The 23,790-nt window shown below is 71.6% G+C and carries 17 protein-coding genes; 9 read left to right on the top strand and 8 right to left on the bottom strand.

Annotated elements, in window-relative coordinates; all coding sequences use genetic code 11:
• Position 1: 1 nt before the first annotated feature.
• Complete coding sequence (locus tag HHX31_RS09850; protein ID WP_169947434.1) at positions 2-871, top strand: alpha/beta fold hydrolase; 870 nt, start codon at positions 2-4, stop codon at positions 869-871.
• A gap of 369 nt (positions 872-1,240) precedes the next feature.
• On the opposite strand, the gene HHX31_RS09845 is transcribed toward HHX31_RS09850, so the two are convergent.
• The 3 genes from HHX31_RS09845 to glgP all read right to left on the bottom strand — a co-directional run bounded on the left by HHX31_RS09845 (position 1,241) and on the right by glgP (position 5,757).
• A complete protein-coding gene (locus HHX31_RS09845) occupies positions 1,241-2,014 on the bottom strand; it encodes an enoyl-CoA hydratase/isomerase family protein (protein ID WP_169947432.1) in 774 nt (257 codons plus the stop codon).
• A 21-nt stretch (positions 2,015-2,035) separates the two neighbouring features.
• On the bottom strand, positions 2,036-3,094 hold the full coding sequence (locus tag HHX31_RS09840) for a glycosyltransferase family 4 protein (RefSeq protein ID WP_169947430.1): 1,059 nt from the start codon (positions 3,092-3,094) through the stop codon (positions 2,036-2,038).
• A gap of 65 nt (positions 3,095-3,159) precedes the next feature.
• A complete protein-coding gene (gene glgP, locus HHX31_RS09835) occupies positions 3,160-5,757 on the bottom strand; it encodes an alpha-glucan family phosphorylase (protein ID WP_169947428.1) in 2,598 nt (865 codons plus the stop codon).
• 435 nt (positions 5,758-6,192) lie between these two features.
• Between glgP and HHX31_RS09830 the strand changes: the two genes are divergently transcribed.
• The 4 genes from HHX31_RS09830 to glgB are packed head-to-tail and all read left to right on the top strand — an operon-like array spanning position 6,193 to position 13,648.
• Positions 6,193-8,241: an alpha-1,4-glucan--maltose-1-phosphate maltosyltransferase gene (locus HHX31_RS09830; protein ID WP_169947426.1), complete on the top strand. Its 2,049-nt coding sequence runs from the start codon at positions 6,193-6,195 to the stop codon at positions 8,239-8,241.
• Between the two features lie 31 nt (positions 8,242-8,272).
• The gene (treS, locus tag HHX31_RS09825) at positions 8,273-10,009 is read left to right on the top strand and encodes a maltose alpha-D-glucosyltransferase (protein WP_169947424.1); all 1,737 of its coding nucleotides are present in this window, start codon (positions 8,273-8,275) and stop codon (positions 10,007-10,009) included.
• A complete protein-coding gene (locus HHX31_RS09820; RefSeq protein WP_169947422.1) occupies positions 10,006-11,355 on the top strand; it encodes a maltokinase N-terminal cap-like domain-containing protein in 1,350 nt (449 codons plus the stop codon). Before treS ends, HHX31_RS09820 begins: the two co-directional genes overlap by 4 nt.
• A 46-nt stretch (positions 11,356-11,401) precedes the next feature.
• Positions 11,402-13,648 carry a 1,4-alpha-glucan branching protein GlgB gene (gene glgB, locus HHX31_RS09815; RefSeq protein ID WP_169947420.1) on the top strand — a complete coding sequence of 749 codons (2,247 nt, stop codon included), beginning with the start codon at positions 11,402-11,404 and terminating at the stop codon, positions 13,646-13,648.
• Positions 13,649-13,693: 45 nt separating this feature from the next.
• Here glgB and HHX31_RS09810 read toward each other — a convergent pair whose 3' ends face one another.
• Entirely contained in the window at positions 13,694-14,677 is a 984-nt protein-coding gene (locus HHX31_RS09810; protein WP_169947418.1) for an NAD(P)-dependent alcohol dehydrogenase, read from the bottom strand.
• Positions 14,678-14,839: 162 nt separating this feature from the next.
• On the opposite strand from HHX31_RS09810, the gene HHX31_RS09805 reads away from it, so the two are divergent.
• On the top strand, positions 14,840-15,511 hold the full coding sequence (locus HHX31_RS09805; RefSeq protein ID WP_211589543.1) for a DUF2306 domain-containing protein: 672 nt from the start codon (positions 14,840-14,842) through the stop codon (positions 15,509-15,511).
• A 17-nt stretch (positions 15,512-15,528) separates the two neighbouring features.
• Here the strand turns inward: HHX31_RS09805 and HHX31_RS09800 are convergent, their stop codons facing one another.
• Positions 15,529-16,797, bottom strand: coding sequence for an MFS transporter (locus HHX31_RS09800; protein WP_169947416.1), 1,269 nt, complete (start codon positions 16,795-16,797; stop codon positions 15,529-15,531).
• 134 nt (positions 16,798-16,931) lie between these two features.
• Here HHX31_RS09800 and HHX31_RS09795 point away from each other — a divergent pair, with 134 nt between their 5' ends.
• Positions 16,932-17,867, top strand: a complete 936-nt coding sequence (locus tag HHX31_RS09795; protein WP_169947414.1) for a LysR family transcriptional regulator — start codon at positions 16,932-16,934, stop codon at positions 17,865-17,867.
• A 20-nt stretch (positions 17,868-17,887) separates the two neighbouring features.
• Here HHX31_RS09795 and HHX31_RS09790 read toward each other — a convergent pair whose 3' ends face one another.
• Positions 17,888-18,544: a response regulator transcription factor gene (locus HHX31_RS09790; protein WP_169947412.1), complete on the bottom strand. Its 657-nt coding sequence runs from the start codon at positions 18,542-18,544 to the stop codon at positions 17,888-17,890.
• Between the two features lie 64 nt (positions 18,545-18,608).
• A complete protein-coding gene (locus HHX31_RS09785) occupies positions 18,609-19,751 on the bottom strand; it encodes a sensor histidine kinase (protein WP_169947410.1) in 1,143 nt (380 codons plus the stop codon).
• A 214-nt stretch (positions 19,752-19,965) separates the two neighbouring features.
• Here HHX31_RS09785 and HHX31_RS09780 point away from each other — a divergent pair, with 214 nt between their 5' ends.
• Complete coding sequence (locus tag HHX31_RS09780) at positions 19,966-21,489, top strand: glycosyl hydrolase family 18 protein (protein WP_169947408.1); 1,524 nt, start codon at positions 19,966-19,968, stop codon at positions 21,487-21,489.
• A gap of 112 nt (positions 21,490-21,601) precedes the next feature.
• Positions 21,602-23,293: a signal peptide peptidase SppA gene (gene sppA, locus HHX31_RS09775; RefSeq protein WP_169947406.1), complete on the top strand. Its 1,692-nt coding sequence runs from the start codon at positions 21,602-21,604 to the stop codon at positions 23,291-23,293.
• On the opposite strand, the gene HHX31_RS09770 is transcribed toward sppA, so the two are convergent.
• Complete coding sequence (locus HHX31_RS09770; protein ID WP_169948278.1) at positions 23,275-23,733, bottom strand: flavin reductase family protein; 459 nt, start codon at positions 23,731-23,733, stop codon at positions 23,275-23,277. The genes sppA and HHX31_RS09770 overlap by 19 nt on opposite strands.
• Positions 23,734-23,790: the final 57 nt, after the last annotated feature.

Below are 23,790 nucleotides of genomic sequence, written 5' to 3'. Positions count from 1 at the left end.
CATGCCAAAAATCTGGAGCGAAGAGTTCGGTGCGGCGGCCGATGCGCCGATCGTGCTGGTGATGGGTTCGATGTCGCAGGGTGTCCTGTGGCCGGACGAGTTCGTGGGCCGGCTAGTGGCCGGCGGCCGGCGGGTGATCCGCTTCGACCACCGCGACACCGGGATGTCCGACGTCGTCGACTTCTCGGAGAATCCGTACACATGGGATGACATCACGGACGACGTGCTGCGGGTGATGGACGCGCACGGCCTGGACAGCGCGCATCTGGTCGGCCACTCCGCGGGCGGGCTGCTCGGGCAGCTGATCGCGGTGCGGCGACCGGAACGCGTACGGACGCTCACCGTCATCGCCTCGTCGCCGCTCGGCGGCGGTGAGGGCGCGGTGCTCATGCGGGCGCTGATGGGCGATCCGCAGCCCGAGGACGGCCTGCCCGCGCCCACGCCCGAGTTCGTCGCGTTCTACCGCGACCTGATCGCCGCGCCGCCGCCGCGCGACCGGCGGGAGCGGATCGAGCGCATGATCGCGGAGGACCGCGTGCTGCACGGCACCGGGCTGCCGTTCGACGAGGACGCCTCGCGCCGGCTGGCCGAACGCCTGTACGACCGGGCGCGGGACCTCGACGCGGCGGCCAACCACCGGCTGGCGGCAGCGGCGAAGCCGGACTTCGAGCCGGTGGGCGTCCTGCACCGGATCGCGGCGCCCACCCTGGTCGTCGAGGGCACCCACGAACCCGTCAAGCCGGGCCACGGCGCCGTCATCGCCGAGCGGATCCCCGGCGCCCGGCTGATGACGATCAAGGGCATGGGCCACACCCTGCCGCCGGAGACGCACGAGGAACTGGCCGAAGCCGTCCTCGCCCACACCGCCTGACCCTCTCATTGCGCGCCTACGGTACGGCCACCTCATGGCGCGCCTCCGGCACAGCGTCTCGTGGCACACCTCCGGCACGACCTCACGGCGCGACCTCACGGCGCGCCTCCGGCAGGACCTCACAGCGCGACCTCACGGCGCGCCTCCGGCACGACCTCATGGCGCGCCTCCGGCACGACCCGCTCAGGCGCGCCTCGCGACCTCGCACTCTGCATGATCACGGACATCGTCTGCCCAGGTCGGCGTGGATGCCCGCCATTTTGCTGCAAGATCACGGAGATGGTCGCCGCAGGTCAGCGGGGACGGCTGCGACAAACTGCAAGATCACGGTGTGGGTGTGTGGGTGTGGGGGGGTGGGGTGGGGTGGGGTTAGCGGCCGGTGAATTTGGGGCGGCGCTTCTCGGCGAAGGCGGTCATGCCCTCCCTGGCGTCCTCGGTGGCGAACAGGCCGGAGAACTGGAGCCGCTCGATCTCCAGGCCGGTGTCGAGGTCCGTTTCGAGGCCGTGGTCGATCGCGAGCTTGGCCGCCCTGACCGCCGTGGCCGGTCCCTCGGCGAAGGTCGCGGCGAGTTCGAGCGCCGCCGTGTAGACCTCGCCGTCGGGCACCACGCGGTCGACCAGGCCGATGGCGAGGGCCTCGGCCGCGTCCACGTGCCGCCCCGTGAAGATCAGGTCCTTGGCCCGGGCGGGCCCGACGAGCCGGGGCAGGCGCTGCGTCCCGCCCGCGCCGGGGATGATCCCGAGCGTGATCTCCGGCTGGCCGAGCTTGGCGCTCTCCCCCGCCACCCGGAAGTCGGCGCACAGCGCCAGTTCGCAGCCGCCGCCCAGGGCGTACCCGGTGATCGCCGCGATCACCGGCTTGCCGATCCGCGCGACGGCGGTGAAGCAGTCCTGCAGGGCGCGCGAGCCCACGGCCATGTCGGCGTAGGACATGACCGCCATCTCCTTGATGTCGGCTCCGGCGGCGAAGACGCGTTCCCCGCCGTAGACGATGACCGCGTACGTCTGCCTGTCGGCGTCCACGAGCCGCGCGGCCTCCGCGATCTCCTCCTGGACCTGCCGGTTCAGCGCGTTCATCTTCGGCCGGTCGAGCCTGATCGTGGCGATGTGCTCGGAGATCTCCACCCTGACGAATTCACCCATGGCCCCACCATAAACGGGTGATCAGCGCCCGAGCGGGAGCGGCCGCCGGGGGCCGGCCGGCGCGGCGGCCGTCACCTCGCGGTAGACCCGCTCGTAGCCCTCGGCCATCACGGGCACGTCGAAGTGCCGGACCACGCGGTCCCGCACGGCGTGCGGGTCCAGGGCCGAGACCGCCTCGATCGCGGCCGGGAGCTCGGCGGGCGTGTCGCGGACGTAGCCGCTCACCCCGTCCGCCACGACCTCGGGCACCGCGCCCCGCCGCAGCGCCACCACCGGCGTGCCGCAGGCCATCGCCTCGATCATGACCATGCCGAACGGCTCGTCCCACGACAGCGGGAGCACCAGGCACCGGGCCCGGGAGAACAGCTCGCTCTTGAGCGGGCCGTCCGCCTCCCCCAGGAACTCGACGTCGGGCCCGAGCAGCGGCTCGACCCGCTCGCGGAAGTACGCCTGCTCGGCCGGCTCCACCCGCCTGCCGACCAGCACGATGCGGCGCCCCGCCGCCCGCGCCGCCTCCACCGCGAGGTGCGCGCCCTTGTCGGGGCTGAGCCGCCCCAGCCACAGCACCCAGTCGTCCTTGCGCTCCCGGAACGGCCACGCCGCGACGTCCACCGCGTTGTGCACCCGCCCCACCCAGTTGAGGCCGGGCGCGAGCGCCCGCTGGGCCGAGGAGACGGCCACCAGCGCCACGTCGGCGCCGAGGCCCCTGTAGTAGTCGCCGAGCTCCCCGCCCACGTCGTTGTGGCAGGTGACGACGGTCGGCGCGAGCCGCCCCGCGGCGGTGAGCGGCCCCGCGAGCGAGTGGTCGTGCACGACGTCCACGACCAGGTCCCGCAGGAGGCGGGCCGCCCTGGCCGCGTGCACCACCTCCGGATACGCCTCGCCGATCCGCGCCGAGGGCGGCTCCTCGTAGGTCCGCAGATCGACGCCGCGGCCGGCCCCGATGACGGTGACCCGGTGCCCGCGCGCCCGCAGGCCGCCGACGAGGCCGGCGAGCACCGCCTCGATGCCGCCGTACGTGCGGGGCGGGACGTCGTACCACGGCGGCGCGACCATCCCGATGCGCAGGGCCTGTGCCATGGTGCTGGTCTACCCCTCTCACCTGCGGAGAAGCGGGCGAGAGGGGTGACCGGGTCAGGCAGTCCCTAGCGCAGGGTGCCGTTGGTCATGCCGACCGGCTCCTCGGGGACGGCGATGAGGCCGAGCTCGGCGACCGACGCCATGAGCGGGTGGGACGGCACCACGCGCACGCTGTAGCCGAAGGCCCCCGTGCGGTCCAGCGGCACGACGCCGATGTAGTGCGCCCTGCCGTCGTCGCCCATCGAGTCGGCCTTGAGCGTGACGTAGCCGGGCGACAGCAGCTCGTCGTGCGCGCCCACCCTGCCGTACGCGGCCTGGACCCGCACGTCGTCGGGCGACAGCTCGCCGAGGGCGATCGTGGCCCGCAGCTCCAGCCGGGCGCCCAGCTCGGGGGTGTCCCCCACGCCGGTCGCCTCGACGTGCTCGACCCGCACGCCCGGCCACGCCTTGGCCACCCGCACCTTCCAGGCCGCGAACAGCCTGGCGTCGCGGTAGGAGTCGGCCGCGAGCGTGCGGGCGGAGACCGCCGCCGGGGTGTACAGGTCGGTGACGTAGTCACGCAGCATGCGCCCGGCGAGCACCTTCGGCCCGAGCGAGCTCAGCGTGTGCTTGACCATCTCCAGCCAGCGCCGCGGCAGGCCGTCGGCGGCCCGGTCGTAGAAGCGGTCGGCGACCTCGCGCTCGATCAGGTCGTACAGCGCCGTGGCCTCCAGCTCGTCGCGGCGGTCGGGGTCGCCGACGCCGTCGGCGCTGGGGATCGCCCAGCCGTTGTTGCCGTCGTACCACTCGTCCCACCATCCGTCGCGGATGGACAGGTTGAGGCCGCCGTTGAGCGCCGCCTTCATGCCGGACGTGCCGCACGCCTCCAGCGGGCGCAGCGGGTTGTTCATCCACACGTCGGAACCCGTCACCATGAGCTGCCCGAGCGCCATGTCGTAGTCGGGCAGGAAGATGATGCGGTGCCGTACGTCCTCGGAGTCGGCGAAGCGGACGATCTGCTGGATGAGCTTCTTGCCGCCCTCGTCGGCGGGGTGCGCCTTGCCTGCGATGACGATCTGCACCGGCTTGTCCGGGTCCAGCAGCAGGCGGCGGAGCCGGTCGGGCTGGCTGAGCATGAGGGTCAGCCGCTTGTAGGAGGGCACCCGCCGTGCGAAGCCGATCGTCAGCACGTCCGGGTCGAGCGCCTCGTCCACCCAGCCCAGCTCGGCCTCGCTGGCCCCCCGCTGCCGCCACGACTTGCGCAGCCGCCGCCGCGCCTCCTCGACCAGGCGGGCGCGGAGCGTGCCCCTGATGCCCCAGATCTCGGCCTCGGTGAGCTTGTGCGCGCCCTCCCAGCCCTGCGCCTTGTCGATCAGCGAGGGCAGTTCCTTGCCGGCGAGCTCCATCATCTCCCGGCCGACCCACGTCGGGGCGTGGACGCCGTTGGTGATCGAGCCGATCGGCACCTCGTCCAGGTCGAAGCCCGGCCACAGCCCCTGGAACATCTCCCGGCTGACCTGGCCGTGCAGCTCGGACACGCCGTTGACCCGCTGGGCCAGCCGCATGCCCATGACCGCCATGTTGAACACCGACGGGTCGCCGTCGGGGCCCTCGGGTTCCGCGCCTAGCTGCAGGATGCGGTCGACCGACACCGTCGGCCAGGCGTTCGAGCCGCCGAACTGCCGGGCGATCATGTCGGCGGGGAACCTGTCGATGCCGGCGGGCACCGGCGTGTGCGTGGTGAACACCGTCCCGGCGCGTACGGCCTCCAGGGCCTCCTCGAACGACAGGCGGGCCTCGGTCAGCTCGCGGATGCGCTCCAGGCCGAGGAAGCCGGCGTGGCCCTCGTTCGTGTGGAACACCTCGGGCTCGGGGTGGCCGGTGATGCGGCAGTAGGCCCGGATGGCCCGCACCCCGCCGACGCCGAGCAGCAGTTCCTGCATCAGCCGGTGGTCGCCGCCACCGCCGTACAGACGGTCGGTCACGTCCCTGGCGACCGCGTCGTTCTCGGCGACGTCGGAGTCGAGCAGGAGCAGCGGCACCCGGCCGACCTGGGCCACCCAGATCTGGGCGTGCAGGACGCGCCCCTCCGGCAGGCCGATCTTGATGCGGGCCGGGGCGCCGTCCTCCTCCTTGAGGAGGGTGAGCGGCAGGCCGCCGGGGTCGAGGGACGGGTAGTGCTCAAGCTGCCAGCCCTCGGCGGACAGCGACTGGGTGAAGTAGCCGTGCCGGTAGAGCAGGCCGACGCCGAGGATGGGCACGCCGAGGTCGCTGGCGGCCTTCAGGTGGTCGCCGGCGAGGATGCCGAGGCCGCCGGAGTACTGCGGCAGGGCGGCGGAGATCCCGTATTCGGGCGAGAAGTAGCCGATCGCCTTCGGCGCGTCCTCCAGCGACTGGTACCACCGGGGGGCGGTCATGTACTCGCGCAGGTCGTCGGCGGCGTCGGCCAGGCGGCGCAGGAAGCGCCGGTCCTGGGCGAGCTCGCGCAGCCTGTCGGCCTCGACGGCGCCGAGCAGCGCGACGGGGTCGTGATCGACACGCGCCCAGACCTCAGGATCCACCTCGGCGAACAGGTCCATGGTCTCGGGGTGCCACGACCAGCGGAGATTTTGGACCAGTTCCCCCAGAGGTGCGAGCTGCGAGGGAAGAACGGTTCGGACAGTGAACCTGCGGATAGCTCTCACGGGGCCAGACCCTAGTTACTCAGCGCCACGACGCGCGACCGAATCAACCTTGTCATACTGCGATTCCAGCTCTCGAACGCTCTCACCCCCATCAAACCGCTTCAAACCTCACCAAACTACCTTTGAGCTGGTGATGTGCCCGCCGGACGATCTCCAGCGGCACGCAATGATCGATCTCCCGCGGACGCCGTCCCAAACACGGCCGGCGGTCTTTCGTTCGGCAGGGGTAAGAGTGGACTATTGGGGCAACCCCTGTATGTACGAGGAAGGGGTCGTGGCCGACGGCCCCGGCCCTTCGTGCTGCCCGCCTGACCCAGCTCGCCTGACCCAGCCCGCCTGACCAGCCCGCCTGACCCGGCTCGCCTGACCCAGCCGTTCCCGCCCCGTGCAAACCCCGGCGGCACCCGGTGTGCCGCCCCCGGATACGAAGTGACGATGATCGGACGCATTCCCATCCAGGACATCCAGCCCGTCGTCGACTGCGGCCAGTGGCCCGCCAGGGCCGCCGCGGGAGAGACCTTCGAGGTCAGCGCGACCGTGTTCCGGGAGGGACACGACGCCGTCGCCGCCGGACTGGTGCTGATCGACCCGAGCGGCACGCCGGGCCGGATGACGCCCATGCGCGAGGTCGCGCCGGGCACCGACCGGTGGAGCGTTGAGGTGACGCTGCCCACCGAGGGTCTGTGGCAGTTCAGGATCGAAGCCTGGAGTGATCCGATCGCCACCTGGATGCACGACGCGGGCATCAAGATCCCCCGCAACCTCGACGCCGACCTCATGTGCGAGGAGGGCGCCCGGCTGTTCGAGCGCGCGGCCAGGGGCGTGCGGGCGGCGGACTGCGCGGCGGCGGAGACGGGCGGCTCCTGCGGGCACCGGGCCGCGCTGCTGGCCCTCGCGGCCCGCCTGCGGGACGAGTCGGTGGACCCGAGGGCGCGCTTCGCGGTGACCCAGTTGCCCGAGACGGCCGCGCTGATCGCCGCGCATCCCCTGCGCGACCTGCTCACCCGCTCCGGCCGCAACCGCCTCAGGGTGGACAGGCGGCGGGCGCTGTTCGGCTCCTGGTACGAGTTCTTCCCCCGCTCCGAGGGGGCCGTGGTGGGGCACGAGGACGTCGCGCCCAAGTCGGGGACGTTCAGGACGGCGGCCAAGCGGCTCCCCGCGATCGCCCAGATGGGCTTCGACGTGGTCTACCTGCCGCCGATCCACCCGATCGGGACGCAGTTCCGCAAGGGCCGCAACAACACCCTGACCCCCGACCAGTACGACCCCGGGTCGCCCTGGGCCATCGGCGCGCAGGAGGGCGGCCACGACGCGATCCACCCCGATCTGGGCACGATCGAGGACTTCGACGAGTTCGTCGCGAAGACCCGCGAACTGGGTATGGAGGTCGCCCTCGACCTCGCGCTCCAGTGCTCTCCCGATCACCCCTGGGTCAAGGAGCACCCGGAGTGGTTCAACATCCGGGCCGACGGCACGATCGCGTACGCCGAGAACCCGCCGAAGAAATACCAGGACATCTACCCCCTGAACTTCGACAAGGACCCCGAGGGGATCTACACGGAGATCAGGCGGGTGGTCCGCCACTGGATGGACCACGGTGTGCGGATCTTCCGGGTGGACAACCCGCACACCAAGCCGGTGCGGTTCTGGGAGCGGCTGCTGTCCGACATCGGCTCGACCGACCCCGACGTGCTGTTCCTCGCCGAGGCGTTCACCAGGCCGCCGATGCTGCGCACCCTGGCCAAGATCGGTTTCCACCAGTCGTACACCTACTTCACCTGGCGCAACACCAAGCCGGAGGTCGAGGAGTACCTGCGGGAACTGTCCCACGAGACCTCGCACTACCTGCGGCCGAACCTGTTCGTCAACACGCCCGACATCCTGCACGAGTACCTCCAGCACGGAGGCGTCCCGGCGTTCAAAATCAGGGCCGTTCTGGCCGCGTTGGCGGCTCCCACGTGGGGTGTGTACTCCGGGTACGAGCTCGCCGAGAACGTCCCGGTGCGTCCCGGCAGCGAGGAGTACCTCGACAGCGAGAAGTACCAGTTCAGACCGCGTGACTGGGCGGAGGCGGAGCGTGAGGGCCGCTCCCTTGCCCCGTTTATTACCCAGCTCAATTTGTTGAGAAGAGCACACCCGGCGCTCCAGGAATTGCGTAACCTACGGTTTCACAACGTCGACCAGCCGGACGTGATCTGCTTCTCCAAGCGGCTGCCCGGCGCCTACGACACGGCCACACGACGGCACGGACTAGGCGATGTCGTGCTGGTCGTCGTCAATCTGGATCCACACAACACACACGAGGCGACGGTCCGGCTCGACATGCCGGCCCTCGGTCTCGACTGGCATGCCGAGTTCGTCGTGGACGACCAACTGTCGGGCGAGTCGTACCGCTGGGGGCAGGCGAACTACGTGCGCCTCGATCCGCACGTCCATCCCGCACACATCCTCACGCTCCGCCACGGGTCAGCGCACCGTCCGTGAGCGCAGCTCCGCACATCCGGGGAGTCAACAGGTGAGCTCGACGACACCTCAGCCCAGCCACACGCAGCCCATCCCGAACACCTTCAACGAGGAGGAGCCGCGGGATCGTCGCTGGTACAAACGGGCTGTCTTCTACGAGGTGCTGATCCGCGGCTTCGCCGACTCGAACGGCGACGGCACCGGCGACATCCGCGGCCTCATCGAGAAGCTGGACTACCTCCAGTGGCTCGGCATCGACTGCCTGTGGCTGCTCCCGCTGTACGAGTCCCCCCTCAAGGACGGCGGGTACGACATCTCGGACTACATGAAGATCCTCCCGGACTTCGGCGACCTGGGAGACTTCATCAAGCTGGTCGACGAGGCGCACAAGCGCGGCATCCGCGTCATCGCCGACCTGGTCATGAACCACACCAGCGACCAGCACCCCTGGTTCCAGGCGTCCCGCCACGACCCCGAGGGCCCGTACGGCGACTTCTACGTGTGGAGCGACACGGACGAGAGCTACAAGGACGCCCGGATCATCTTCATCGACACCGAGGCGTCCAACTGGACCTACGACCCCGTCCGGGGGCAGTACTACTGGCACCGGTTCTTCCACCACCAGCCGGACCTCAACTTCGAGAACCCGGCGGTGCAGGACGCGATGATGGAGGTCATCCGCTTCTGGCTCGACCTCGGCATCGACGGCTTCCGGCTCGACGCGATCCCCTACCTGTTCGAGCAGGAGGACACCAACTGCGAGAACCTGCCGGCGACCCACGCGTACCTGAAGCGGGTGCGGGCCGAGGTGGACCGCATCTACCCCGACCGGGTGCTGCTGGCCGAGGCGAACCAGTGGCCCGCCGACGTGGTGGAGTACTTCGGCGACCCGGTCACCGGCGGCGACGAGTGCCACATGGCCTTCCACTTCCCGCTGATGCCGCGCATCTTCATGGCGGTTCGGCGGGAGTCGCGTTACCCGATCTCGGAGATCATGGCCCAGACGCCGAAGATCCCCGAGAACTGCCAGTGGGGCATCTTCCTCCGCAACCACGACGAGCTCACGCTCGAGATGGTCACCGACGAAGAGCGCGACTACATGTACTCCGAGTACGCCAAGGACCCCCGGATGCGGGCCAACGTCGGCATCCGCCGCCGGCTGGCGCCGCTGCTGGACAACGACCGCAACCAGATCGAGCTGTTCACCGCGCTGCTGCTCAGCCTGCCGGGCTCGCCCGTGCTCTACTACGGCGACGAGATCGGCATGGGCGACAACATCTGGCTCGGCGACCGGGACGGCGTCCGCACGCCGATGCAGTGGACGCCCGACCGCAACGCGGGCTTCTCCAGCTGCGATCCCGGCAGGCTCTACCTTCCGGTGATCATGGACCCGATCTACGGGTTCCAGGCGATCAACGTCGAGGCGCAGCAGAAGAGCGCCAGCTCACTGCTCCACTTCACGAAGCGGATGATCGAGATCCGCAAGCGTCACCCCGTGTTCGGCCTCGGCGAGTTCACCGAGCTGAACTCGTCCAACCCGAGCGTGCTCGCGTTCGTGCGGGAACTGGGCGACGACCGTGTGCTCTGCGTCAACAACCTGTCGCGCTTCCCCCAGCCGGTGGAGCTCGACCTGCGCAGGTTCGAGGGATCCACGCCGGTCGAGTGCATGGGCGGAGTTCCTTTCCCCCCGATCGGTGAGCTTCCGTATCTTTTGACGCTCCCTGGGCATGGGTTCTATTGGTTCACACTGCCCGTCACGCACAGGACGGCCGGCACGAAGGAGGAGTGACGACTTCACTTCAGGGACTCCTGGCCGGCTGGATCACCGGGCAACGGTGGTTCGCCGGCAAGGGGCGCGCCATCGACGACCTGTCCATCGAATCCGAGATCGAGATCGTCGCCGGTGATCCGGCGCTGCTGCATCTCATCGTGTGCGTGCGGCAGGAGGAGCGCCGCACGCGCTACCAGATCCCGGTCGGGCTGCGGGAGCACCTGCCCGACCGGCTGGAGCACGTGCGGATTGGCTCCTGCCGCCGCGACGGCCGCGAGGTCGGCGTCTACGACGCGCTGCACGACTCCGCCCTGACGGGACACCTCCTGGAGGGGATGTCGGGCGACCGTCGTTTCGACGGCCTCGGCTTCCACCGCGTCCACGGGGCGGTGATCGACACTTCGCTCCGCAGTCTCGTGCTGACCGCGGAGCAGTCGAACACCTCACTGGTGTACGGCGACAAGTACATATTCAAGCTGTTCCGCCAGATCAACCCGGGGATCAACCCCGAGCTGGAGATCATCACGGCGCTCTCCGACGCGGGCTCGGCCCACGTCGCGAAGCCGTACGGCTGGATCGAGACCGAACTCCAGGGCGAGCCGACCACCCTGGCGATCGCGCAGGAGTACCTGCAGAACGCCAACGAGGGCTGGTCGATGGCGCTGACCAGCGTGCGCGACCTCTACGCGTGCCCGGAGGACATGCCGGCGGAGGACGCGGGAGGCGACTTCGCCGGCGAGGCCAGGCGGCTCGGGCTGGCCACCGCGCAGGTGCACCGCGAACTCGCGCGGGCCTTCCCCACGGGGACGATCGAGCCGCCCGAGATCAAGCGGATGACCGAGCGGTTCCGGCGCCGCCTCGACAGGGCGGTCGCCGAGGTGCCGCCGCTCGGCGAGCACGCCGCGGTCGCCGCCGAGGCGTTCGACCGGCTGTCCGACCTCGGCGACGAGATCCCGGTGCAGCGCGTGCACGGCGACTACCACCTCGGCCAGGTCATGCGCACCATGACCGACTGGGTGGTGCTCGACTTCGAAGGCGAGCCAGGCCAGCCGCTGGCCGAGCGGCGCGCGCTCGACTCCGCGCTGCGGGACGTCGCGGGCATGCTGCGCTCGTTCGACTACGCCGCACGGCACCTGCTGGCCGGGCATCCGAACGCCGACGGGCTGGAGAGACGGGCCAGGGAGTGGTCGGAGCGCAACCGCGCCGCGTTCCTGGCCGGCTACTCGGAGGGCGGCGGCCGCATCCGCGGCAACGACGCGGTGCTGCTGCGGGCGCTGGAGCTGAGCAAGGCGGTGTACGAGGTCGTCTACGAGGCGCGCAACCGGCCCTCCTGGCTGCCCATCCCGCTCGCGGCGTTCCGCTGACAAGATCGGGGTGTTCGGAGGGAACCATCTAGGGCAGGTTGGCGACATGGATTTGGACCGGCTGGCAGGGGGGTCGCACCACGACCCCCACTCGATATTGGGGGCCCATCCCGGGCCCGAGGGCGTCACGATCAGGGCGCTGCGCCCGTTCGCGGAGAAGGTCGAGGTGCTGGCCGACGGGTCGGCACACGCGATGGACCACACCGCCTTCGGGGTCTTCGAGGTGACGCTGCCCGGCATCGACAAGATCCCCGACTACCGTCTGCGCATCACCTACCCCGACGCCCCGCCGTACGAGACGGACGATCCGTACCGGCACTGGCCGACGCTGGGCGAGCTCGACCTGCACCTGATCGGTGAGGGACGGCACGAACGGCTGTGGGAGGTGCTCGGCGCGCGGGTGATCCGCCACGAGGACGTGGACGGGACGGCGTTCTCGGTGTGGGCGCCGAACGCGCAGGGCGTGCGCGTGATCGGCGACTTCAACCACTGGAACGGCGCGGCCCACCCCATGCGCTCACTCGGCCGCACCGGGGTGTGGGAGCTGTTCATCCCCGAGATCGGCGAGGGCGCGCGGTACAAGTTCCAGATCCTCGGGCTCGACGGCGTCTGGCGGGAGAAGGCCGACCCGATGGCCCGCCGCACCGAGATCCCCCCGGCGACCGCCAGCATCGTCGACAGGTCCGCGTACGAGTGGCAGGACCGGGAGTGGATGGCCGCCCGCGCGACGCGCGACGCGCTCGCCGAGCCGATGAGCACCTACGAGGTGCACCTGGGGTCGTGGCGGCCCGGCCTGTCCTACCGCGACCTGGCCAGGGAACTGGTCGAGTACGTCAAGGACATGGGGTTCACGCATGTGGAGTTCATGCCCGTCGCCGAGCACCCCTTCGGCGGCTCGTGGGGCTACCAGGTGACGTCCTATTACGCCCCGACGTCGCGGTTCGGCTCCCCCGACGACTTCCGCCACCTGGTGGACGAGCTCCACCGGGCCGGCATCGGGGTGATCGTGGACTGGGTCCCCGCGCACTTCCCCATGGACGAGTGGGCGCTGGCCCGCTTCGACGGCACGCCGCTCTACGAGCACGCCGACCCCGGCCGCGGCACCCACCCCGACTGGGGCACGTACGTCTTCGACTTCGGCCGCAACGAGGTGCGCAACTTCCTGGTCGCCAACGCGCTCTACTGGCTCAAGGAGTTCCACGTCGACGGCCTGCGGGTGGACGCGGTGGCCTCGATGCTCTACCTCGACTACTCCCGCCGCGAGGGCGAGTGGACGCCCAACGTCTACGGCGGCAGGGAGAACCTCGACGCGATCGAGTTCCTCAAGGAGATGAACGCCGTCGTCTACCGCGAGGAGCCGGGGATCATGACGATCGCGGAGGAGTCGACGGCCTGGCCCGGGGTGTCCAGGCCCGTGCACCTCGGCGGGCTCGGCTTCGGCTTCAAGTGGAACATGGGCTGGATGCACGACACGCTCAGCTACATGGCCCGCGAGCCTGTCTACCGGCAGTATCACCACCACCAGATGACGTTCTCCCTGATGTACGCCTTCTCGGAGAACTTCGTGCTGCCGCTCTCGCACGACGAGGTCGTCCACCTCAAGGGGTCGCTGCTGGGCAAGATGCCCGGCGACGAGTGGCAGCGCTTCGCCAACCTGCGGGCGTTGTACGGCTTCATGTGGGCCCACCCCGGCAAGCAACTGCTGTTCATGGGCGGCGAGTTCGGCCAGGGAGCGGAGTGGTCGGAGGCCGGCGGCCTCGACTGGTGGGTGCTCGACTTCGACTTCCACCAGGGCGTGCGCCGCCTGGTGCGGGACCTCAACCACCTCTACCGCGAGTCGCCCGCGTTGTACTCCCGCGACACCACCCACGAGGGCTTCCGCTGGATCGACGCCGACGACGCCCAGGGCAACGTGCTGTCGTTCCTCCGGTACGGCGCGGACGGCTCGGTGCTCGCCTGCGTCGCCAACTTCTCCGGCGCCCCGCACGACGACTACCACCTCGGCCTGCCCACCCCGGGCCGGTGGGAGGAGGTCCTCAACACCGACGCGTACGAGTACGCCGGCAGCGGCGTCGGCAACATGGGCTCGGTCGAGTCGGTCGAGACGCCACGGCACGGGCTGCCCTGTTCCGCCCGGCTGCGCGTGCCGCCGCTCGGCGTCGTGTGGCTGCGGCCGGTGGAGATCCCCACCGCAGTGAGCGCGGAGATGGACGAGCGTGCCCGCCCGGAGTCGGCGGAGGCGACGGCGGAGACGGAGGCGGAGCCCGACGGCCCCCTCGTCGCCGAGTTGTGACCGCTCCGCACCGGGACGGAAGGGACGGGCCCCGGAGAGGCAGGGTCAGAGCGTGACGACCACCTTTCCCGGGGCGTGTCCCTGTTCCACGTACGCGACGGCCGCCGGGATCTCGTCGAACGGGTAGCCGCGGTCGATCACGGGGGTCACCTTGCCGGTCTCGATGAGTTCGGTCAGCCGCGCCAGGTCGCCCGGGATGTTCTGGGCGCCGATCACCTGCGTCATGACCACGCGCTGGGACACGAACGGCGACACCGCGAGCGTCGCGATCGTGTGTCCGACGGGTTGCAGCCACCGCCCGGCCGGCCCGCCGACGAGGACGTGGGTCCCCCGGGGCTTCAGTGCCCGCAGGCAGGCCCTCAGCGCGCGGGTGCCCGCGATGTCGACCAGCAGGTCGTGGCGGGCCCCGCGCCGGGTGAAGTCCTCCTTCGTGTAGTCGACGACCTCGTCCGCGCCGATCGACCGCACCAGATCCGCGTTCCGGCCGCTGCACACCCCGGTGACCTCGGCGCCGAACGCCTTGGCGAGTTGCACGGCGAAGGTGCCCACGCCCCCCGACGCCCCGTTCACGAGAACGGCCTGGCCCGGCTGGACTCCTCCCCGGTCGAGCGCCATCAGCGCGGTGACGGCCGCCAGCGGCACCGCCGCCGCCTGCTCGAACGACAGGTTCTCCGGCTTCCTGGCCAGCGCGCTCTCCGGCACGCACACGTACTCGGCGAAGCCGCCCTGTGTGAGCAGCGCGAACACCTCGTCGCCGGGGCGGAACGCGGTGACGCCCGCGCCGGCCGCCTCGACCTGTCCGGCCACGTCGGCGCCCAGGATGGAGATCCGCGGCCGGCGCGGGCCGAGCGTGCCGCCCATCAGGCGGGCGGCATACGGCTCGCCTCTCATGTGGTGCCAGTCGTACGGCTGGACGGAGGTGGCGCGCACCCGGACCAGCACCTCGCCGGGGCCGGGCACGGGCGTGGCGACGTCGGTGGGCTCCAGGACGTCGGGCGGGCCGTACGAGCGTAAGACGAACGCCTTCATGGGGGTCTCCTCGTCGCTGCGGCGGTGGGAGATTCAGCGTAGGAAGCGCCGCGCGCACGGCGTATCAGCCGAAAGTACGCCCGATCGGCAGCCGATCGGGCGGTGCGAATCCGGCCGTTGTGCCGATGAGCCGCGCCGGTCTCGAGGATCACCATCGGGGTCATGACCGAATCGATGCAACGGCCCGCACTCACACCCGGCGTCCCGCGGCGCGGGAACCGCAGGGCCGGATGGCGCGTGCCCGCCGCCCTGATCGCGCTCAGCACCGTCCCCGTGATCGCCGGCGCCGCCCGGCTGGGGCAGCTGACCGGCGGCGGGCCGATCACGCACGACAGCGCCCGGTATTTCGCGACGCCCGCGCCCGTCGTCGCGCACATCGTCGCCGTCACCCTCTTCAGCCTCATGGGGGCCCTCCAGTTCGCCCCCGGGTTGCGCCGCCGCAGGCCCGCCTGGCACCGCGCCGCCGGAAGGCTCCTGGTCCCTGCCGGGCTCGTCAGCGCGTTCTCCGGCCTGTGGATGACGCTGTTCTATCCCCCGCTGCAGAACGACAGCGCCCTCCTCATCGGCCTGCGACTGGCGTTCGGCGCCTTGATGATCGTGTCCCTCGTCCTCGGCTTCGCGGCGATCCGGCGGCGGAACGTCGCCCGTCATCGCGCCTGGATGACCCGGGGCTACGCGATCGGCATGGGCGCGGGCACCCAGTTGCTGACGGTCGGGCCGTGGATGGCGCTGGCCGGCGAGCCCGGCCCGCTCCCCCGGGCGCTGCTGATGGGCGCCGGTTGGGTGATCAACCTCGCCGTCGCGGAATGGGCCATCCACAGAGGGGCGAGGTGAGCGGCCACGGCGGCCCGTCAGGCGCGGCTCTGTGCGGGTTCCGGCTCGGCTGAGGGCTCGGCTGAGGGCTCGGCTGGGGGCTCGGTGGCGCGCCGGGGAAGCAGCAGCGGGGTCGCCAGCAGGAGCACGCCGGCCAGGCCGACGGCCGTACGCGGGCCGAGCAGGCCGCCCAGCACGCCCCACACGGCGGTCAGGAGCGCCGTCGTGGCCCTGGTCGTCACCGTCCAGGCCGACAGGGTGCGGGCGACCCGGCCGGTCGGGGTGCGTTCGAGGCGGTAGGTGGCGCAGACGGGGTTGAAGATTCCGCAGCAGAGGACGAGCCCGAGTTCGACGCCCATCACCAGCAGCAGCCCTCCGGCGCCCGGCCCCACGAAGGCCAGGCCGGCGAGCCAGGGCGCGCGCAGCGCCCCGGACACGACCAGGACCCGATGCTGCCCGAACCGGGTGACGAGCGGCCTGGCCAGCCGCGAGCCGAGCAGCCCGCCGATGGAGGGCACGGCGAAGGCGAGGCCGTACTGCCACGGCTCGCACCCGAGCTCGCCGAGCATCAGGACGGCCAGCAGCGCGTCGGCGGCCATCACCAGGCCGTTGAACACGGCGGTGTTGAGTAACAGCGGACGCAGCGTCGCGTCGGCGAGGATGTGCCGCCAGCCGTCGAGCAGATCCCCGGCCCGCGTGCGCGCGGCCTCCCGGCGCTCGGGGCGCGGCTCCCCGCCGCCCGTGGCGCGGATGCCCAGGGCGGAGAGCAGATAGCTGACCGCGTCGGCCGCGACCGTCGCCACCGGGCCGAGCAGCCCGATCGCGGCGCCGCCCAGCGGCGGCCCGACGATCGTGGTCGTCCACGACGTGGACTCGAACCTGGCGTTGGCGACGAGCAGGTGCTCGCCCGGCACCAGCGTCTTGAGGTACGCGCCTGAGGCGGCGCGGAAGGTGATGTCGGCCGCCGCGACGACCACGGAGACCAGCAGGAGCTGGACGAAGGACAGCACGCCGAGCGCGAACGCGGCGGGGATCGTCAGCAGCGCCGCGCACCGCACCAGGTCCGCCCCGATCAGCACCCGCCGCTTGCGGCGGAACTCCACCCACGGGCCGAGCGGCACCGCCACGGCCGCGCCCACCGCCGCGCCCACCGAGGACAACGCCGCGACCTGCGCCGGCCCGGCGTGCAGCACCTGGATCGCGATCAGCGGGAACGCGCCGAAGGCGAGCCAGGTGCCGAGCGCGCTGGTCCCGTACGCCGCCCAGAGCCACCCGAACGGCCGCCCCAGCCGGTGCCCGCTCCGCATGTCCGACGCCCCTCGCCACTCACCCGCACAACCGATCCGCGATCGGAAGCATCAAAGCGAGCACCATGAGCGGAGATCAAACAACCGCGAGGCCACCCGGCCACAACCGGTGGTTGTATCCCTAGGGTGTCCGCGTGGACCTCGACACCATCCGCACCTTCGTCGCCGCCGCCGACGCCGGGCGGTTCCAGGAGGCCGCCGCCGAGCTGGCGGTCACGCAGCAGGCCGTCTCCAAGCGCATCGCCGTGCTGGAACGCGACCTCGGCGTGCGGCTGTTCGCCCGCACGCCACGCGGCGCCGAGCTGACCATCGACGGGCAGGCGTTCCTGCCTCACGCACGGGAGCTGCTGCGCGCCGCCGACCGGGCCCTCGCGTCCGTGCGCGCGGGCCGCCGTCCGCTGCGCGTCGACGTGATCAACTCGCGTGGCGCGGCCTCGGGCCTGATGCGCGGCTTCCACCACGCGCACCCCGAGATCGAACTCGACGTGGTGATGCTGCTCGACATCGAGCGGGCCGTCTCCGCCATCCGATCCGGCGCGATCGACGCGTCCTTCCGCGCCGTCGCCATGCCAGGCCGGCCCCTGCCCGGCGACATCGAGTCGGTCCGGGCGCTCGACGAGCCGCTCCAGCTCCTCACCGGCCCCGCCCACGCGCTTGCGGGCGCCCGGTCGGTGCCGCTCGCCGGGCTCGCCGGGCACCGGATCTGGATGCCCGGCATCGTCCCCGGCACCGAGTGGGCCGCCTACTACGACGACCTCGTCGCCGAGTTCGGCCTCACCATCGAGGCGACCGGCCCCAACTTCGGCTCCGACGCGCTCCTCGACACCGTCGCCGACACCCCGGCCCTGGCCACCTTCATGGGCGGGCGCACCCGCCTCGTCTGGCCCGCCGGCCACGGCCTGCGCCGCATCCCGGTGACCGATCCCACGCCCGTCTACCCGCACTCGCTCCTGTGGCACCGCGACAACCCCCACCCCGCGCTGGCCGCCCTCCGCGCCCACCTCGCAGGCACGGCGGCCGGCCTCGACGCCGCGGGGACCTGGGCGCCCGGCTGGGCGATCCGGCGCTGAGCGACCCCGGAAACCCCCGGTCAGCTCCTGACGCGGCCGGTCTGGTGGGCCCAGATGGCGATCTCCACGCGGTTACGGGCGCCGAGCTTGGCCATCAGGCTGGCGACGTGCGTCTTGACCGTGCTGAGCGAGATGTGCAGCTCGGCGGAGATCTCGCTGTTTGTACGGCCGCGCGCCACGGCGGCGAGGATCTCCTCCTCGCGGTGGGTGAGCGCCTCGACGGGCTGCGGGAGCGACGAGGCGGGACCGGTGCGGGCGAAGGTCCCGAGCAGCCGGGCCGTGACGCTCGGGGCGATGAGCGCGTCCCCCTCGGCGGCGGCGTGGACGGCCTGGGAGAGCATCTCGGCGCCTGCGTTCTTCAGCAGGAAGCCCCGGGCCCCTGCCTTCAGGGCGGCGTAGACGTACTCGTCCAGGTCGAACGTGGTGATGACGACGACGGCGAGAGGGTCGGCGACGTCCGGTCCCGCGAGGGACCTGGTCGCCTCGATCCCGTCGACGCCGGGCATGCGGATGTCGAGCAGGCACACGTCGGGCCGCAGGCGCCGGGCGAGCTCGACGGCCCGCCGCCCGTCGGCCGCCGTGGCGACGACCTCGATGTCCGGCTGGGCGTCGAGGATCATCGCGAGCCCGGTCCGCACGATCTCCTGGTCGTCGGCGACCAGCACCCGGACGCTCACCGCACCTCCTCGTCCGGCACCCCGCGAAACGCACGGTGCCCACCGCCTCGCTCGCTCCGCTCGCTCATGTCGCGGCCCCGGCCCGGGGAAGCACCGCGGTCACGGTCCATCCCCGATCGCGGTCCGGCCCCGCCGCGCACGTGCCGCCGAGCAGGTTCGCGCGCTCGACCATGCCGATGATCCCGTATCCCGGCGGCTCGGCCGTACGGGCGGAACCCCCGTCGCCGTCGTCGCGTACGCACAGGCGGACCGCCGCGTCGTCGGCGGCGACGCGCACCTCGACCCGGGTGGCGTGCCGCGCGTGCCGCAGGGCGTTGGTCACCGACTCCTGGGCGATGCGGTAGACGGCGGACTCCACGGAGGGAGGCAGGCCGTCCAGGTCGCCGGAGATCTCCACCTCGACCGCCGGACGATGGGAGCCGCCCCGGCCCGCGAGGAGTTCGATGTCGGCGATGCGCCGACCGGGTGTCAGTTCCGCAGGCTGGTCCCGGCGCAGGACGCGCACGATGGCGCGCATCTCGTCCAGGGCCCGGGCCGCCTCGGCCTCGATCACGCGGAGTGCCTCCGCCGCGGCGTCCGGGCGCGACGCCGCCGTGGCGAGGCCCGCCTGGGCGCGGATGGCCATCGCGGAGACGTGGTGCGCGACCGTGTCGTGCAGGTCGCGGGCGAGCTGCTCGCGCATCAGCAGCCTGACCTGGTCCAGCTCGCGCATCCGCGCCCCGGCGCGATACCGGAGCGCGCCGCCCAGGCTGGTGATCGCCAGCATGACGGCGAACGGCCCGACCGCGTCGGCGGGGGCGGCGTGGTCGGCGAGCACGGAGAGACAGGCGCCGGCGAGCATGATCGCCAGACCCGTCACGATCTCGCGGCCCGATCCCCACCGGACCAGCGCGTACGGAAGAATCAGGACATATGCCAGCGTGTACGCGTCGAGCGTCGCGCCGGCTACGAGGATCGGGACGAGGCTTGTGACGGCGAAGCAGATGACCAGCATGTCCAGCGGCCTGGTCCTGCGCCACAGCAGCGTGGGCAGCAGCCCGACGGCGACGGCCACCGCGAACGGCCGCATCGGAAGGTCGGGCCGCAGCACCCCTTCGAGCACCGCGAGAGGCGCGAGCACCCCGACGAGCGCCCAGTCCCGCCAGACGCGCGAGGGAGGATCGGGGGGACGGGGCTCGTACCACAGGGAACGGATGAGGCCGGGCATCGCCTCATCGTACGGAAGCGGGCCCGGCGGGGGACCCGTCCCCCACGAGACTCCTGTGTCGCCCTGAACGGCGCGCGGCGGGTGTGACCTTAGCGGAGGCTTAAGCGACCTTTAGGGGGCGAACAGGGCGTTGACCATCCGGCGCGAAATGCTTACGCTCACGAATTAATAGGAAACTTTCCTATCCTTTACCCCCCAGAGCAGGAGTTTCCCGTTGCGCAAGATCCTCCTTGGATCCGTGATCGCCGGCGTCGCGCTCCTCGCGCCGCTCGCGATCGGAACCGCCTCCACCGCGGCCCCCGCCGCCGTCCCCCAGAGCCAGTCGGCCGTCCTCGCGTACCCGGCATGGGCCCCCAACACCTGGTACGCCGTCGGCGCCCGGGTCACCTACAACGGCGTGGACTACGAGTGCATCCAGGCGCACACGACCCTGACCGGCTGGGAGCCGCCGATCGTCCCCGCCCTGTGGAGGCCGATCTCCGGTAGTTCCCCGTCGCCCTCGCCCTCCGCGTCGCCGACCAGGAGCCCGTCCCCCTCGCCCTCCGCGTCGCCGACCAGGAGCCCTTCGCCGTCGCCCTCCCCGTCGCCGACCAGGAGCCCGTCGCCCCCGCCGCCCGGCGGCAAGAAGGTGCTCGGCTACTTCACCGACTGGGGGGTCTACGCCCGCCAGTACTTCGTGAAGAACATCGTGACCAGCGGCTCGGCGGCCAAGCTCACCCACATCAACTTCGCGTTCGGCAACGTCACCAACGGCCAGTGCGCGATCGGCGACTCCCACGCCGACTACGACATGGCCTACACGGCGGCCAACAGCGTGGACGGCCAGGCCGACACCTGGGACAACCCCAACGCGCTGCGCGGCGCGTTCAACCAGTTGCGGAAGCTGAAGGCGCTCTATCCGCAGATCAAGGTGCTCTACTCCTTCGGCGGCTGGACCTGGTCCGGCGGCTTCGGCCAGGCCGCCGCCAACCCCACCGCCTTCGCCAACTCCTGCTACAACCTGCTGAAGGACCCGCGTTGGGCCGACGTGTTCGACGGCATCGACATCGACTGGGAGTACCCGAACGCCTGCGGCCTGAGCTGTGACTCCAGCGGCGCGGCGTCGTTCAAGAACCTGATGGCGGCCCTACGGGCCAAGTTCGGCTCCAACTACCTCGTCACCGCCGCGATCACCGCGGACGGCACCAACGGCGGCAAGATCGACGCCGCCGACTACGGTGGCGCGGCGCAGTACGTCGACTGGTACAACGTGATGACCTACGACTACTTCGGCGCGTGGGCGCCGCAGGGCCCGACGGCCCCGCACTCGGCGCTCACCTCCTACTCGGGCATCCCCACCGCCGGGTTCTACTCGGACGCGGCCATCCAGAAGCTCAAGAGCAAGGGCGTGCCGGCGAGCAAGCTCCTGCTGGGCATCGGCTTCTACGGCCGCGGCTGGACCGGCGTCACCCAGGCCGCTCCCGGCGGCTCCGCCACCGGCGCGGCGCCCGGCACGTACGAGGCGGGCATCGAGGACTACAAGGTCCTCAAGAACAGCTGCCCGGCCACCGGCACGGTCGCGGGCACGGCCTACGCCAAGTGCGGCTCGAACTGGTGGAGCTACGACACCCCCGCCACCATCAACGGAAAGATGACCTACGCCAAGAACCAGGGTCTCGGCGGAGCCTTCTTCTGGGAGTTCAGCGGTGACACCGCCAACGGTGAGCTGATCACCGCCATCGCGGGCGGCCTCAACTGACGCCGCTCTCCCGCCTCGGATAACCCGGCGCCGGCCCCCGCGCATCCCGCGCGGGGGCCGGCGCGAATCTCAGTCGGCCATCAGGGCGAAACCGTCGCTTAAGGTGGCATTTATGGACGCGACGAGGACGATCGTTGAGACGGTGGACAGACTGCGGCAACGCCGTGCCGCGCCGCTCGTGCTGGAACTGGACCTGACAGAAGGGCTGTCGGAAGGCCCGCCCTCCGACCCCGTCTCCGCACTGCTGTCCATGCGCAAGGCGCGCCTCACCGACGTGCTGGCGGGCCTGCGCCGCGCCCGCAAGGACCCCCGCGTCACCGCGCTGATCGTCAAGATCGGCGCCGCCCCCCTCGGCCTCGGCATGGTGCAGGAACTGCGCACCGCCGTGATCAAGCTGCGCGCCGCGGGCAAGCGGACCGTCGCCTTCGCCGAGACGTTCGGCGAGTTCGGCGCGGGCACCGTCCCCTACTACCTGGCCAGCGCGTTCGAGCGGGTCTACCTCCAGCCCTCCGGCGACGTCGGCCTGACGGGGGTGGCGCTGGAGCAGCGCTTCCTGCGCGACGCGCTCGCCAAGGTGGGGGTGGAGTATCAGATCGGCCAGCGGCACGAGTACAAGACCGCCGCCAACACGTTCACCCAGAACCACATGACCGACGCCCACCGCGAGTCGGCGGCGCGCATCGCCGAGTCGATCACCGAGCAGATCGTCGCCGGCGTCGCCGACGCCCGCGGCCTCGATCAGAAGCGCGTGCGCGAGCTGATCGACCAGGGCCCGTTCATCGGGGCCGAGGCCCTCGAGGCCGGGTTGGTGGACGCGCTGAAGTATCGCGACGAGGTCTACGCGGAGACCGTCCCCGAGGGCGCGCACCTGCTCTACGTGTCCAGATACGCCAAGACCACGCTGTCCGGCAAGATCCCGCACCCGGGGGCCGACACGGTCGCCCTGGTGCACGGCAACGGCATGATCCGCCTCGGCCGCAGCGGGCGCTCGCCGTTCGGCGGCGGGGGCGCCATGGGCTCCGACACCATCTGCGCCGCCCTGCGCGCGGCCAGGCGGGACGAGAAGGTCAAGGCCATCGTGTTCCGCGTGGACAGTCCGGGCGGCTCGTACGTCGCCTCCGACGCCATCTGGCGCGAGGTCGTGCTGGCGCGCCAGGCGGGCAAGCCCGTCATCGTGTCGATGGGCGACCTGGCGGCCTCGGGCGGCTACTTCGTGTCGATGGCCGCCGACGTGATCGTCGCCCAGCCGGGCACGCTGACCGGCTCGATCGGCGTGTTCGGCGGCAAGCCCGTCGTCGATGGGCTGCTGGACAAGCTCGGCGTGGTGACCGAGTCGGTCGCCGAGGGCGCCAACGCCGGGATGTTCTCGCCGTCCACCGCGTTCTCCGACACCCAGTGGGAGCGGGTCAACGCCTGGCTCGACCGCATCTACGACGACTTCGTGGGGAAGGTCGCGCAGGGCCGCGGCCTCAGCGCGGAGCGGGCGCACGAGCTGGCCAGGGGCCGCGTGTGGACCGGCGCGGACGCCAAGGCGGCCGGCCTCGCCGACGAGCTCGGCGGCCTCGAGGACGCCCTCGCCCTGGCCCGCCGCAGGGCCGGCCTGGCCGACGACGCCCCCGTACGGACCTATCCGCGCATGCATCCGCTTGAGCGGCTGCGCCCGCCGGAGTCGAGCGAGGACAGGTCGGCCGCGCTCGCCCGGGTGCGCCTGGAGGCCTGGGGACCGCTGGCGCGGATGGCCGGGCAGCTCGGCCTTCCCGCGTACGGCCCTCTGGTGCTGCCCGGCTACTGGACGATCCGGTAGCGGGAGCGGAGCCGCACGAGCGGGGCCTTCGAGGCGTCGACGTAGTCGACGCCGAGGACCTCCCCGACGAACAGCGTGTGGTCGCCGGCCGGGACGACCCGCGTCGTCTCGGCCTCGATCGCCGTCACCCCGTTCTCCACGACCAGCGCCTCGCTGTGCGCGCCGCGATGGTGGGCGACCCCGGCCAGCAGGAGCCGGGCGCCGGGCCGTCCTGCCGTGGCGAACCGGGAGGCGACCGCCTGCTGGCCGTCCGCCAGCACGCTCGCGGCCCAGCGGTCCCGGCGCAGCAGCACCTCCGCGAGGTATCCGGCCGAGGCGAGGCTGATCAGCACGAGCGGCGGGTCGAGCGACACCGACATCAGGGTCGCGACCGTCGTGCCGAGGTCGTCGCGGTCGTCCTTGACCGTCACCACCGCCACGCCGGCGGCCACCTGCCCCATCGCCTCGGTGAACGGCCCCTGCTCAGGTCCCACCCCGGCTCCTCCCCTGCCGTACGG

It is taken from the genome of Microbispora sp. H11081 (assembly GCF_012999535.1).
Lineage (GTDB): Bacteria > Actinomycetota > Actinomycetes > Streptosporangiales > Streptosporangiaceae > Microbispora.
Note: the sequence above shows the minus strand (reverse complement) of the source record. Positions and strands in the feature narration are given on the sequence as shown.